Source organism: Amycolatopsis sp. NPDC005961 (assembly GCF_040629235.1).
In the GTDB taxonomy this organism is placed as follows: Bacteria; Actinomycetota; Actinomycetes; order Mycobacteriales; family Pseudonocardiaceae; genus Amycolatopsis; species Amycolatopsis camponoti.
The window spans coordinates 24,683-37,534 of sequence record NZ_JBEXVF010000063.1 but is presented as its reverse complement, the minus strand read 5'-3'; the positions used below and the strand labels follow the sequence as shown (position 1 = coordinate 37,534).

Annotated in this window: 10 protein-coding genes; 9 read left to right on the top strand and 1 reads right to left on the bottom strand. The window is 72.2% G+C overall.

Annotated features, from left to right (window positions below; all coding sequences use genetic code 11):
- Positions 1-21: 21 nt before the first annotated feature.
- The 9 genes from ABZ342_RS38195 to ABZ342_RS38155 all read left to right on the top strand — a co-directional run bounded on the left by ABZ342_RS38195 (position 22) and on the right by ABZ342_RS38155 (position 9,797).
- A complete protein-coding gene (locus ABZ342_RS38195) occupies positions 22-924 on the top strand; it encodes a LysR family transcriptional regulator (RefSeq protein WP_360483792.1) in 903 nt (300 codons plus the stop codon).
- Between the two features lie 205 nt (positions 925-1,129).
- Positions 1,130-2,053 (top strand): ABC transporter permease, encoded by a 924-nt coding sequence (locus tag ABZ342_RS38190; protein WP_155546873.1) that lies wholly within the window; start codon positions 1,130-1,132, stop codon positions 2,051-2,053.
- Complete coding sequence (locus tag ABZ342_RS38185) at positions 2,053-3,048, top strand: ABC transporter permease (RefSeq protein WP_155546874.1); 996 nt, start codon at positions 2,053-2,055, stop codon at positions 3,046-3,048. The genes ABZ342_RS38190 and ABZ342_RS38185 overlap by 1 nt, the downstream gene beginning before the upstream one ends.
- A 10-nt stretch (positions 3,049-3,058) precedes the next feature.
- Positions 3,059-4,732 carry an ABC transporter substrate-binding protein gene (locus tag ABZ342_RS38180; protein WP_360483788.1) on the top strand — a complete coding sequence of 558 codons (1,674 nt, stop codon included), beginning with the start codon at positions 3,059-3,061 and terminating at the stop codon, positions 4,730-4,732.
- On the top strand, positions 4,729-6,438 hold the full coding sequence (locus ABZ342_RS38175; RefSeq protein ID WP_360483785.1) for an ABC transporter ATP-binding protein: 1,710 nt from the start codon (positions 4,729-4,731) through the stop codon (positions 6,436-6,438). The genes ABZ342_RS38180 and ABZ342_RS38175 overlap by 4 nt, the downstream gene beginning before the upstream one ends.
- Before the next feature lie 242 nt (positions 6,439-6,680).
- Positions 6,681-7,166: a GNAT family N-acetyltransferase gene (locus ABZ342_RS38170; protein WP_155546877.1), complete on the top strand. Its 486-nt coding sequence runs from the start codon at positions 6,681-6,683 to the stop codon at positions 7,164-7,166.
- Positions 7,163-8,086, top strand: a complete 924-nt coding sequence (locus tag ABZ342_RS38165) for an amino acid ABC transporter permease (RefSeq protein ID WP_155546878.1) — start codon at positions 7,163-7,165, stop codon at positions 8,084-8,086. Before ABZ342_RS38170 ends, ABZ342_RS38165 begins: the two co-directional genes overlap by 4 nt.
- Positions 8,083-8,850, top strand: coding sequence for an amino acid ABC transporter ATP-binding protein (locus tag ABZ342_RS38160; protein WP_360483781.1), 768 nt, complete (start codon positions 8,083-8,085; stop codon positions 8,848-8,850). The genes ABZ342_RS38165 and ABZ342_RS38160 overlap by 4 nt, the downstream gene beginning before the upstream one ends.
- Positions 8,851-8,858: 8 nt before the next feature.
- Positions 8,859-9,797: an ABC transporter substrate-binding protein gene (locus ABZ342_RS38155; RefSeq protein WP_360483778.1), complete on the top strand. Its 939-nt coding sequence runs from the start codon at positions 8,859-8,861 to the stop codon at positions 9,795-9,797.
- Positions 9,798-9,806: 9 nt separating this feature from the next.
- Here ABZ342_RS38155 and ABZ342_RS38150 read toward each other — a convergent pair whose 3' ends face one another.
- A complete protein-coding gene (locus tag ABZ342_RS38150; protein WP_360483775.1) occupies positions 9,807-12,758 on the bottom strand; it encodes an AAA family ATPase in 2,952 nt (983 codons plus the stop codon).
- Between the last annotated feature and the right edge of the window lie 94 nt (positions 12,759-12,852).

Here is a 12,852-nt window from a genome sequence, read left to right as displayed (position 1 = left end):
TCCGCGTGTGATAATCGGTGGGTGGACCACGATCTGAACCTCATCGAGGCGCTGGACGCGCTGCTCACCGAGAGCAGCGTGACGAAGGCGGCGGCGCGCCTGCACACCTCCGCACCCGCGATGAGCCGCACGCTCGCCCGGCTGCGGCGCGCGTTCGACGATCCGCTGCTCGTCCGGGCCGGGCGCGATCTCGTGCCGACGCCCCGGGCGCTGGAGCTGCGCGGTGAGGTGCACGCGGTCGCCGCCCGCGCCCGCGCGCTGTTCACCCCGTCGACCGCCGCCGACCCGCGCACGGCGGTGCGCACGTTCGACCTGCAGGTCACCGACATGTTGTCCACGACGTTCATCCCGTCCCTCATCGACGACCTGCGCGGCCAGGCGCCGGGGATCTCCCTGCGGCTGCGGCCGGAAAACCTCGAGGACACCCCGGCGCTGCGCGAAGGCCTCGTGGACCTGGAAATCGGGACGCTGCGCCCGGGTGACCCGGAGATCCGCTCGGAAACGCTCGTCACCGAGACGCTGGTCGGCGCGATCCGGCCGGAGCACCCGCTGGCGAAGGTGAAGACCGTGACGCCGAGGAGGTTCGCCGCGGCCGACCACATCGCCGTCTCGCGCCGGGGCCGGGCGCACGGCCCGATCGACGAGCGCCTCGCCGAGCTGGGCCTGAGCCGCCGGGTGATCGCCGTGCTGCCGAGCTTCGCGGGCGCGCTCTACCTGGCGCGCGAAACCGACGTCGTCTGCGTCACGCCCCCCAGGCTGGGCCGCTCGATGCTGGACACGCTGGGACTGCGGACGTTCCCGATCCCCGTGGTGTTGCCGGACGTGGTGATCGGCATGGCCTGGCACCCCCGCAACCACCACGACCGGACGCACGCACTGCTGCGCGAGCGCATCCGCCGGATCATGGCCCTCGCCGCGGCCTGACCTGATGGCGTCCGGGGTGAACGGGCCTACCCTAGCGTCCAAAACGTGGAAACAGCGTCGGTGAAACCGGATCATCGTCCCTATTCCGGGCCATTTCCGGCAAGAGGGCCGTGACTTGCCGCCCACATGATGGGACGGTGGAGGAATCACCGGAAAAACTCCCTAAGGTCCGATCGTCACTCGATCGGCTGAACCTTGAGGTGCTGTGTCCGCCCCCTCCCTCCCGCCACTCGCGGCGCGCTCGCTGCCCGCCGCCGTCTGGCGCGCCGTCCGGTCCGGGCGGTGGACGTCGCTGTGCGCGCTGCTGGCCGTTCTGATCGTGCTCCTCGCCGCCGGAGCCGACCTCTTCGTGCTCGTGGAGGGGCAGAGCCTCACCCCGGACATCCACACGCTGGGCCCGGCCGGCCTGCCCGCGGGAACGCTCGGCGGGGTGAGCGGCGCGCACTGGTTCGGCGTCGAGCCGCTGACCGGTGTCGACCTCTTCGCGCTCGTCGCCCAGGGCGCCCGGACGTCCCTGCTGGTCGGGCTCGGTGCCACCGTGCTGGCCACCGCGCTCGGCGTCGTGATCGGCGTCAGCGCCGGCTACCTCGGCGGCTGGTGGGACCGGGTGGTCACCTGGACCGCCGACGTCATTCTCGGGTTCCCCTACCTGATCTTCATGATCGCGCTCGGCGCGGTGCTGCCGGTGGACTTCCCGCGGCAGGTCACGCTGATCGTCGTCCTCGGGCTCTTCGGCTGGCCGCGCGTCGCCCGCATCGTGCGGGCGCAGGCCCTGACGCTGGCCAAGCGCGACTTCGTCGCCGCCGCCCGGGTCATCGGCGGTGGCCCCTGGCACGTCTTCACCAAGGAGCTGCTGCCGAACCTGTGGGCGCCGATCATCGTCGTGGCCAGCCTGTCCATCCCGTCCATGATCGGCAGCGAGGCCGCGCTGTCGTTCCTCGGTGTCGGCGTCCTGCCGCCGACACCCAGCTGGGGCCGCACGATCAGCGCGGCCATCGACTTCTTCGAGACGGACCCGATGTACCTGGTCTTCCCCGGGGCGTTGCTGTTCCTGGTCACCCTGGCCTTCAACGTCGTCGGCGACGCGATCCGCGACGCGCTCGACCCGCGGTCCGGGGGTGCCGCCTGATGCGCACCGCCCGCTTCGTCGGCACCCGCTTCGCCGGGATGCTGCTGGTCCTGCTCGTGGTCGCCTTCGTGACGTTCGTGGTCTTCTACGTCCTGCCCGCCGACCCGGCGCGGATGGCCTGCGGCCGCCCGTGCTCGCCGGAGAGCCTCGCGCTGGCGCGGGAGTTCATGGGCTACGACGTGCCGTGGTACCAGCAGTTCTTCGACTTCCTCGGCGGGATCTTCGGCGGTCGCACGTTCGGCACCGGCACGGCCGCGATCCACTGCGCCGCACCGTGTTTCGGCTACGACTTCCAGAACAACGTCGACGTGCTGAGCGAAATCGGCGACCGCGTCGGCGTCAGCTTCTCGGTCGCGCTGGGCGCGGCCGCGATCTGGATCGTCGCCGGCGTCGGGCTCGGCGTGCTCTCCGCGCTGCGCCGCGGCACGGCCGTCGACCGGATCACCATGGCCGCCGCGATGGCCGGGGTGTCCATGCCCGCGTACCTGGCCGGGATGATCGGGATCACGATCTTCGCGTTCGCCCTCGACGTCGTCCCGAAGAACGGGTACGTGCCGCTGACCGAAGATCCCGCGCAGTGGGCGTGGCACCTGGTGCTGCCGTGGTTCGTCCTGGCGTTCCTGCACGCGGCGATCTACGCGCGGCTGACCCGCGGCCAGATGCTGGAAACCCTCGGCGAGGACTACATCCGCACCGCGCGGGCCAAGGGCCTCACCGAGCGGAAGGTGGTGGGGCGCCACGCCTTGCGCAACGTCCTGCTGCCGGTGATCACCGTGTTCGGCGTCGATCTCGGCGGCCTGCTGGCCGGCACGGTGATCACCGAGCGGATCTTCGGCATGGCCGGGGTGGGCCGGCTGCTCGTCGACGCGATCGCGTCGCTCAACCTGCCGGTGCTGCTGGGCGTGACGCTGTTCTCGGCGCTGTTGGTCACGCTGCTCAACTTCCTGGTCGATCTCTGCTACGGCGCGCTCGATCCGCGTGCGCGCCTCGTCTGAAGGGGAAACGATGAAACAGCTGCGGTTCGCCGCGGGGGTGCTGGCCGCCGTCACGCTGCTGACGGCGTGCGGGGCCAACGACACACCGGCCGGGTCGGGCGGTGCCGTCAAGCCGGGCGGGAACCTCGTCCTGCTCAACGACGCGCCGTCGATCACCTGGGACCCGGCGAAGAGCTCGAACCTCGTCGTCACCACCCTGGGCCTGATCCACCGGCGGCTGACGTCGTGGGACGTCGCGCCGGGCAAGGACACCACGATCGTGCCGGACCTGGCCACCGACACCGGGAAGCCCACCGACGGCGGCAAGACGTGGACGTTCACGCTCAAGGACAACCTCGAGTACGCCGACGGCACGCCGATCACGAGCGCGGACGTGAAGTGGGGCCTGGAGCGCTCGTTCGCGCCCGCGTTCTCCGGCGGCCTGGCCTACCACAAGGACCTCCTCTCGCCGGGCCTCGCGTACAAGGGCCCGTTCGACGGCGGCAAGGAGCTGGACACGATCCAGACGCCCGACCCCCAGACGATCGTCTTCCACCTCGCCCGCGCCTACGGTGACTTCAACTGGGTCGCCAGCACCCCGGCGTTCTCGCCGGTGCCCAAGGGCAAGGGCGCCGAGGCGAACTACAACGACCACCCGGTCGCGTCCGGCCCGTACCAGCTGCAGAGCTACGAGCGCGGCAAGTCGGCGAAGCTCGTGCGCAACCCCAACTGGAGCCGGGACGAGGACAAGACGCGCCTCGCCAACCCGGACACCATCGAGTTCCAGCTCGGCCAGGACACGAGCGTCATCTCCAAGCGCCTGGTCGACGACAGCGGTGCCGACCGCACCGCGTTCGGCATGTCGTTCGCCTCGCCCGCCCAGCTGGCGCAGATCCAGGGCAACGCCTCGGCGAAGTCGCGGCTGGTGACGTCGGAATCCGGGGCGCTGGCCTACCTTTCGCTGAACACCCAGCGCGGAAACCTGACCAACCCCAAGGTGCGCCAGGCCTTCCAGTACGCCGTCGACAAGGCCGCGTTCCAGGTGGCCAGCGCGGGCAGCGCCCAGCTGGCCGGTGACGTCGCCACCACGCTGATCACGCCCGGCCTGCAGGGCCGCGAGCAGTACGACCTGTACCCGGCGCCGCCCTCCGGCGACGTCGCGAAGGCCAAGCAGCTGCTGGCCGAGGCGGGCTTCCCGAACGGGCTCGACGGCCTGGTCCTGGCCACCCACAACGAGCGGGGCTTCCCGGAGAAGGCGGCGGCGATCCAGGCTTCGCTGGCCCGGGCGAACATCAAGGTCACGATCAAGCCGCTCGACGAGGACACCTACACGTCCGAAGTGGACACCAAGGGCCTGTCGGACTTCGACCTGACGCTCACCTCGTGGCAGCCGGACATCCCGTCGGCCAACGCGAACATCCAGCCGCTGTTCCAGTCCACCGAGATCGGCAACGGCGGGTACAACGAGTCCCGCTACAGCAACCCCGAGGTCGACAGGCTGATCGGGGAGGCACAGGCCACTGTGGACCCGGCCGAGGCGGGCAGGAAGTGGGCGGCGCTGGACAAGAAGATCCTCGCCGACTCGCCGGTCGTGCCGCTGATCTACACGCGCAACTCGTTCCTGCACGGGTCGCAGGTCGGTGACGTCCAGATCGGGCGGTTCCCGGCCTACGTCGACTACCGCAAGCTGGGGATCGTCCAGTGACCGGAGCCGGGCTCCTGCGGCTGCACGACGTGACGGTCTCGTTCGGGGACGTCGAAGCCGTCCGCGGGGTCGGCTACGAGGTCCGCGCGGGCGAAGTCGTCGCGGTGGTCGGGGAGTCCGGCTCCGGCAAGACGGTCACCGCGATGTCCCTGCTCGGCCTGCTCCCGCCCACGGCGAAGGTGTCCGGGCGCGCGGAGCTGGCCGGGCGGGACCTCTACGCGATGACCCCCGCCGAGCTGCGGGCGGTCCGCGGCGGCGACGTCGGCATGGTGTTCCAGGAGCCGATGAGCGCGCTGAACCCCGTGTTCACCATCGGCGACCAGCTCGTCGAGACCATCCGCACGCACCGGACGCTCGCGGCCGCCGCCGCCCGGGAGCGGGCGATCGAGCTGCTCGGCCTGGTCGGGCTGCCGGACCCGCGTGAGCGGTTCCGGTCCTACCCGCACGAGCTGTCCGGCGGGCAGCTGCAGCGCGTGGTGATCGCGATGGCGGTCGCGAACGAGCCGAAGCTGCTGATCGCCGACGAGCCGACCACCGCGCTGGACGTCACCGTGCAGGCGGAGATCCTCGAGCTGCTGCGGGACCTGCGGGCGCGGCTGGGCACGGCGATCCTGCTGATCACGCACGACATGGGCGTGGTCGCCGACCTCGCCGACCGCGTGGTGGTGATGCACGACGGCCGCGTCGTCGAGCAGGACGACGTCCGGACCGTGTTCGCCGCACCCGCCGAGGACTACACGCGCCGGCTGCTCGGTTCGGTGGTCTCGCTGAGCGCGGCCGCCACGACCGGGCTGGAACGGGCCCTCGCCGCCGACGTCGAGGTGTCCCCGGGGCACGTGGCCGCGGTGGCGCACCCGGCGACCGGCTCGGTACCGGACGTCCCGGCGGAGGCGCCGCTGCTGCGGGTCGAGAACCTTTCGGTCACCTACCGCGGCCGGTTCCGGGCGCACGCCGTCCACGCCGCGGACGGCGTGAGCCTGCACGTCGAGCCGGGGGAGATCCTCGGCCTCGTCGGGGAGTCCGGGTCCGGCAAGAGCACCGTGGCCCGCGCGGTCACCGGCTTGCTCGCCCCCACGGCGGGGTCGGTGCACATCGGCGACGCGGCCATCACGCGCGTGCGCGGGCGGGCGGCGAAGGCACTTCGGCGGCGCATCGGTGTCGTGTTCCAGGACCCGTTGTCCTCGCTCAACCCGCGCACGACGGTGGGGGAGAGCGTCGCGACCCCGCTGCGGCTGCACCGGGCGGTCCGGCCGTCCGAAGTGGACAGCCGGGTCGGCGGGCTCCTGGAGTCGGTGCAGCTGTCGCCGTCACTGGGGGGCCGCTACCCGCACGAGCTGTCGGGCGGCCAGCGCCAGCGCGCCTGCATCGCCCGGGCGCTGGCCCTGCGCCCGGACCTGCTCGTCGCCGACGAGCCGACGAGCGCGCTCGACGTCACCATCCAGGCCCGGATCCTCGACCTGCTGCGCGAGCTGCAGCGGGAGTTCGGGTTCGCGTGCTTGTTCATCAGCCACGACCTCGCGGTGGTCGAGCAGCTCGCCGGCCGGGTCGCGGTGATGCACCGCGGCCACGTGGTCGAGCAAGGCCCGGCGAAGGAGGTGCTGACCGCCCCGGCCCACCCGTACACCCGCCGCCTGCTGTCGGCGGCACCGGTCGCGGATCCCGACGCCCAGCGCCGGCGCCGCGAAGCCTGGCGGCAGCTGCGCTGAGCGCGGCCCTGGTCGTCTCGCGCGAGGTCGTGCGTTCGTGGGGGTAGCGCCGGGCGGTGGCGTCCCGGAAGTCTTACCGCCGACGCGTACCTCCCGGCGCCTCGTGCCGAGCCGAGGTCCAGGATCTGGAACCCCGCGACGTCTCGTTGACCGGCCCGGTCCGGGTTCCTAAGGTTTGTGGCGTCAGCGGAAAGCGTCCCGGACGCTTTTCTTTCCCCGTTCTTTCCGGAGCAGGTACCCTCATGCCCGAATCCGTCTGGGTCGCCCAGTCTGATCCGCGGGTCCGGCCATTGCTCGCCGACCTGGCCCGCGAATATTCGACGCGCTACCACCGCGTTCTCACCGATGTTCACTTCGAACTCCGCGAATACCCCGCGGCGCGGTTCGCGCCCCCGGAAGGCGGGCTGCTGCTGCTCGTCGACGGCGGCCAGGCCGTCGCGGGTGGTGCCTTCCAGCGGTACGACGACGAAACCGCCGAGCTCAAGCGGATCTGGACCCACCGCGCACACCGGGGCCGCGGGCTCGCCCGTCGTGTCGTCGCCGAGCTGGAGGCCGAGGCCACCGACCGCGGGTACACCCGGATCCACCTGACGACCGGCCCGAACCAGCCGGAGGCACGCGGACTCTACCTGGCCACCGGGTACACGCCGCACTTCGACGTCGATGCGGTTCCGGCCACGCGCCTGCGGTTCTCCAAAGCGCTCCCGGTCTCCGTGGGGACGAGATGACCAGCGACCTCGGGACCCGGCCGGCGGCCGCCGCCGCGCCGGAAGAGTCGCTCGAGATCGTGCCCGCGCGGCACCCGATGACCTGGGTGGCCGCCGGCGTCGTGGCCGTCCTCGTCGCGATGGCGGGGCACGCGCTGGTGACCAACAAGGCGTTCGACTGGCCGACGTTCGCCCGGTTCGTCTTCCAGAAATCGATCTTGGAAGCGGTCGCGCTGACACTGGAGCTGACGTTGTTCGGCGTGGTCGCCGGATTCCTGCTGGGCACGGTGCTGGCGTTGATGCGGATTTCCCGGAATCCGCTGCTTCGCGCGGTCAGCTGGACCTACACCTGGATCTTCCGGTCGGTCCCGCTCATTCTGCAGCTGCTGTTCTGGTACAACCTCGCGATCCTGTACAACGAGATCTCCTTCGGCGTCCCGTTCGGGCCGTCGTTCGTGTCGGTCGGCACGATGAGCCTCATCCCGCCGTTCCTCGCCGCCGGCCTCGGGCTCGCCCTGCACCAAGGCGCCTACGCGGCGGAGATCGTGCGCGCCGGGTTCCTGGCGGTGGACGCCGGGCAGCGCGAAGCCGCGGCGGCGCTCGGCATCCCGGCCGGCCGGCAGTTCCGCAGGATCGTGCTGCCCCAGGCGATGCGGACGATCGTGCCGACCGCGGCCAACGAGATCGTGGGCCTGCTGAAGGCGACGTCGCAGGTCTACGTGATGGCGCTGCCCGAGCTCTTCTACCAGGTCCAGGTGATCTACACGCGCAGCGGCCGGGTGATCCCGCTGCTGCTCGTGGCCACCGCCTGGTACCTCGCGCTGACCACGGTGCTGTCGATCGCCCAGTACTACGTCGAACGCCACTTCGGCCGCGGCACCCAGCGCACGCTGCCACCGACACCGTTGCAGCGCTTGCGCGGCGCCGGGAGGCGGCGATGACCGCGGAATACATGGTGGACGTCCGGCGGGTCCACAAGAGCTTCGGTGCGCTGACCGTCCTCGACGGCGTCGACCTCCAGGTGCGGCGGGGAGAGGTCACCGTCCTCCTGGGACCGTCCGGCTCGGGGAAGTCGACGCTGCTGCGGCTGATCAACCACCTCGAACGCGCCGACCGCGGCTTCATCAGCGTCGGCGGCGAGCTGATGGGCTACCGGCGCGCGGGCGATCGCCTGCACGAGCTCAAGGAACGCGAAATCCTTAAGCAGCGTACGAAGATCGGGTTCGTCTTCCAGAACTTCAACCTGTTCGGGCACCTGACCGTGCTGGAAAACGTCGTCGAGGCACCGATCTCCGCCCAGCGCCGTCCGCGTGGTGAAGTCGAGACCGAGGCACGCGAGCTGCTCGCCAGGGTCGGGCTCGAGGACAAGGTGTCCGAATACCCGCGACGGCTGTCCGGGGGACAGCAGCAGCGGGTCGCGATCGCGCGGGCACTGGCGCTGGCGCCGGACGTCCTGCTCTTCGACGAACCCACCTCGGCGCTGGACCCCGAGCTGGTCGGTGAGGTCCTGGCCGTGATCCGGGACCTGGCCCGGGCGGGGACGACGATGGTCGTCGTCACCCACGAGCTGGGCTTCGCCCGCGAGGTCGCCGACACCGTCGTGTTCCTCGACGAAGGGCGGGTGGTCGAACAGGGCCCGCCCGCCGAAGTGCTGGACAACCCCCGGCACGCCCGCACCCGGGCGTTCGTCGACAAAGTCCTTTGAGGAGAATGATGAAACTGAGAACGCTCCTGCTCGCTTCGGTGTTCGCGCTCGCCGCGTGCGGCAGCCCGGAAGCCGCGACCACCGCGCCCGCGGACCAGCCGGGCGGGGTGAACATCACCGCGAACCAGAACCGCGTCCGGGCGCAGAAGGTCGACGCGATCGCCGCGCTCGTGCCCGCCGGCATCCGCGCCCGCGGCACGCTCGTCGTCGGGACCACCGGCAACGGCACCCCGCCGCTGTCGTTCCGGGCGGACGACGACAAGACGGTCATCGGCGTCGAGCCCGACCTCGCGCAGCTGGTCGCCGACGTGCTCGGCCTGAAGCTCGAACTGCGGGCCTCGTCGTGGGAGAACTTGTTCCTGTCGGTGGAGAACCGGCAGTTCGACGTCGGCTTCTCGAACATCACGGTGACCGAGGAGCGCAAGGACAAGTACGACTTCGCGACCTACCGCAAGGACACCATCGCGTTCGAGGTCAAGAACGAGAAGAACGTCGTGGTGAAGGACGCGAAGGACATCGCGGGGCTGACCGTCGGCGTCGGTGCCGGGACGAACCAGGAGCAGATCCTGCTGCGGTGGGACCAGCAGAACAAGACGGCCGGCCTGGCCCCGGTGAAGTTCCAGTACTACCAGGCGACTTCGGACTACTACCTGGCGCTGCAGTCCGGCCGGATCGACGCCTACGTCGGCCCCAACCCGACCTCGGCCTACCACGTGGCCGTCGAGGGCAAGACGAAGATCGTCGGCACGGTGTCCGGCGGTGGCACGATCCCGGCGGACATCGCGGCCATGACCAAGAAGGACGACGGCCTGGTGACGTCCCTGCAGCGGGCGCTGGACACGGTGATCAAGAACGGCCAGTACGCCGAGGTGCTCAAACGCTGGAATCTAGGGTCGGAAGCACTGCCGGCCTCCGAGGTCAACCCGCGGGGACTGCCCCGCAAGTGAGCGGGGCCCTCAGCGGCTGATCGTCGCGGCGTAGTCGAACAGCGTCACGCGGTCGCGCAGCTTCGTCTTCGTCATCAGGCTGGCGACGTGCTTCTCCACCGTCTTGGGGGAAATCAGCAGGCGCCGGGCGATGTCGGTGTTGCCGAGCCGGTGCGCGAGGAGGCGGAACACGTCGTACTCGCGCACCGTCACGCCGGCGTCGCGCAGCTCGCGGGGGAGCCGGTGGAGGCCCGGCCGTCGCTGGCGGACGGACTCCCCGGCTCGCCGCAGCAGAGCGCGGCACGCCCCGGCGGTCGCCGGGACGGCGGCATCGTGGAAGTACTCCTCGGCCGCCCTCAGCCACGGGACGGGGTCACCCCACCCGTCGGCGAGGGCGGCCTCGGCCACGAGCCGGGCGCCGAGGTGGCCGGCCATCGGGTAGGGGCGCGCCGCCTCCTGCGCTTCCCGCACCGCGGCTCCCGCCCCGGCGGCATCACCCCGGCGGCCGCGCGCGACCGCCCGGGCCAGCGCGGTGAACTGGCGGTTCCAGCGCAGCCGGCTCGCGGGTGCGGTGTCCGGCTCCTCCTCCCCGGCGAGGACGTCGAGCAGGATCGCGAGCCCGTGCTGCCCGGACAGCGGTGAGCCGCCGGTGTCGTGGGTGCGGACGAGCTTCAGGTCGCGCCGGGCGCGGTCGCGGTCTTCCTCCAGCAACGCGCAGAACGCCTGGGCCAGGCCCTGGCACAGGGCGAGGTCCGGGTGGTCGCCGCCGGCGGAGCGCAACGCGCCGATGGCTTCCGCCATGGCCGTCCGGTCCGCCTGGTGGGCGGCGAGGACGGCACGGACCGCGTGGGTCCGCCGGACGACGGACGGGAGGTGCGCGGCGGCCGTCGTCACCTCCGCGAGCCGCTGGGCCGCCGCCCGGTAGTCACCCCCCAGCACCAGCCCGTGCAGGACGACCGCCACCTCGGCCGAATGGGCCGCGACGACCGCGCCGCTGTCCTCGGCCTGCCGGCGAACCGGCACGAGGCCGCCGGTGTCGCCGTCGGTCAGCGCGGAGAGCTCGCCGAGCCGCAGCAGGACGTGCGTGCGCCAGAGCGGCATCCGGCGCGCTTCGGTCAGCTGCCGGGCCCGTTCGAGATACCCGCGTGCTCGCGCCGGATCCGGTTCACACGCCAGAACTCCCAGCACCAGCAACGCCTGGCAGACGGCGACCGGATCGTCGTGCCGCTCGGCCTGGTCCAGCGCGACGGCGGCGAGCCGCCCGGCTTCGGTGGCCCGGCCCGGGAGTTCGAGGAGCAGCAGGGCCTGCACGGCGTCGATCGCCGCGCGGTGCCGGTCGGAAGCGGTGCCACCGCGGGTGTGCCGGGCGACGGCCACCGCGCCGTGCCGGTCCGGGCCGGCCGGCTCGTGGTCGCCGGGTGCCGCGGGCCGGCGATCCGGGATGCCGTGGCGGGCGCGCACCGCCGTCACCTGGGCGAGCCCGTCGTCGATCCGGCCGGCCAGGCAGGCGGCCCAGGCCAGCCGCGCGTGCAGCGCGACGGCCCGGTCGAACAGCCCGATCTCGGAGAACCGGGCCGTCAGCGAGAACGCGCGGTCGACCTGTCCGGTCTCGCCGAGGGCATGGACCAGCGACTCCAGGACGGTGCCGCGCAACGGCAGGTCCGGGCTGTCGGTCAGCAGGGCGTCGGCGCGATCGAGCAGCGCGATCGCCGTGCCGGTCGCCGCCGTCTCCAGCGCTCGTTGCCCGGCGGTGGCGAACAGCCGGCCGGCCGTGGCCCGGTCGCCCGCGAGCTGCCGCAGCTCGGCGACCCGGGCGCACCAGTCACCGGGCAGGCCGAGGTACAGGAGCTCGATGGCGTCGGCGGCCAGCCGGGCGAGCTCCGCGCGCCGCGTCGGGCTCAGCTGCGTGAGCACCGCTTCGGCCGTCAGCGGGTGGCCGAAGACGTACCAGCCGAGCGCCGCCGGGTCCGGCTCGACGAGCTGCGCGTCGGCCGCCGCGTCGAGGAACACCGCGACCGTGCGGTCGTCGGCCCCGGCGGCCCGTTGCACCACCGGCGCGGCGAACCGCCGGCCGAGGACCGCCGCGACGGCCAGCAGGCCGGCTCCTTCGGACCCGAGCCGGGCCATCCGGGTGGCGACGCTGCCGGCCAGCGCCGCGGGCACGGTCCCGGTGTCCGCCAGCTGCCAGCCGCCGGGGTGCTCGGTCAGCAGCCGGTCGTGGACCAGCTCGTGCAGCAGTTCTTCGACGAGGAACGGGATCCCGGTGCTGAGCTGCCACAGGTGGGCGGCCGTCTCGGCCGGGACCCGCGCGCGGTCCGTCCCGAGGCACGCCGCGACGACGTCGTGCACCGCGGCGGGGCCGAGCCGCGGCAGCGTGCGCAGGGCGCAGACGCCTCGGCGCGCGGCGGACCGGGCGATGTCCCGGGCGGCGGACGGGTCGGCGCGGAGCGTGCCGATCAGCAGCACGCGCACGGACTCCAGGTTGTTGACCAGGTACTCCAGCACGAACAGCGTTTCGGCGTCGGTGTCGTGCAGGTCGTCGAGGACCAGCACGCAGCCGCCGGCCCGGCCGACCACGGCCAGCAGCCGCAGCACCGCCTCGGCGACGACCAGCAGCGGCGGTGCCGGGTCGTCGTCCGGGACCCCGCGCCAGTCGGGCACGAGCACACCCAGCGCCGGCAGGTAGGGCCCGAGCTCGCCGACGTCGACCGGCTCGGTGTCCCGGGTCAGGGAGAACAGCGCTTCGGCCAGCGGCCGGAACGGCACCACCGGCCCGACCGAGCTGCCCTGCCCGCGCAGCACCCGCGCGCCCCGGCCGGCCGCCCGTGCCGCCACCTCACGGGCCAGCCGGGACTTGCCGATCCCGCTTTCCCCGGCGAGGAAGACGGCGCCGCCGCGCCCGGCCAGCGCGTCGTCGAAGGCCGTGGTCAGCTCCCGCAGCTCCTCGTCCCGGCCGACCAGCTCCGGCGAGCGGATCAGCATGCCGGGAAAAAGGCATGATCATCGGAATAATCGTATTCACGCATCGAATGGTTCCCCCAGGTATCCGGCCCCCCGTTATGGGATACACGACCAC

Excerpts from the sequence above, each read along its gene's own strand:
- ABZ342_RS38185 (WP_155546874.1), top strand. The coding sequence starts at position 2,053 with ATGCGCACCGCCCGCTTCGTCGGCACCCGCTTCGCCGGGATGCTGCTG.
- ABZ342_RS38180 (WP_360483788.1), top strand. The coding sequence starts at position 3,059 with ATGAAACAGCTGCGGTTCGCCGCGGGGGTGCTGGCCGCCGTCACGCTG.
- ABZ342_RS38170 (WP_155546877.1), top strand. The coding sequence starts at position 6,681 with ATGCCCGAATCCGTCTGGGTCGCCCAGTCTGATCCGCGGGTCCGGCCA.
- ABZ342_RS38165 (WP_155546878.1), top strand. The coding sequence starts at position 7,163 with ATGACCAGCGACCTCGGGACCCGGCCGGCGGCCGCCGCCGCGCCGGAA.
- ABZ342_RS38160 (WP_360483781.1), top strand. The coding sequence starts at position 8,083 with ATGACCGCGGAATACATGGTGGACGTCCGGCGGGTCCACAAGAGCTTC.
- ABZ342_RS38155 (WP_360483778.1), top strand. The coding sequence starts at position 8,859 with ATGAAACTGAGAACGCTCCTGCTCGCTTCGGTGTTCGCGCTCGCCGCG.
- ABZ342_RS38150 (WP_360483775.1), bottom strand. The coding sequence starts at position 12,758 with ATGCTGATCCGCTCGCCGGAGCTGGTCGGCCGGGACGAGGAGCTGCGG.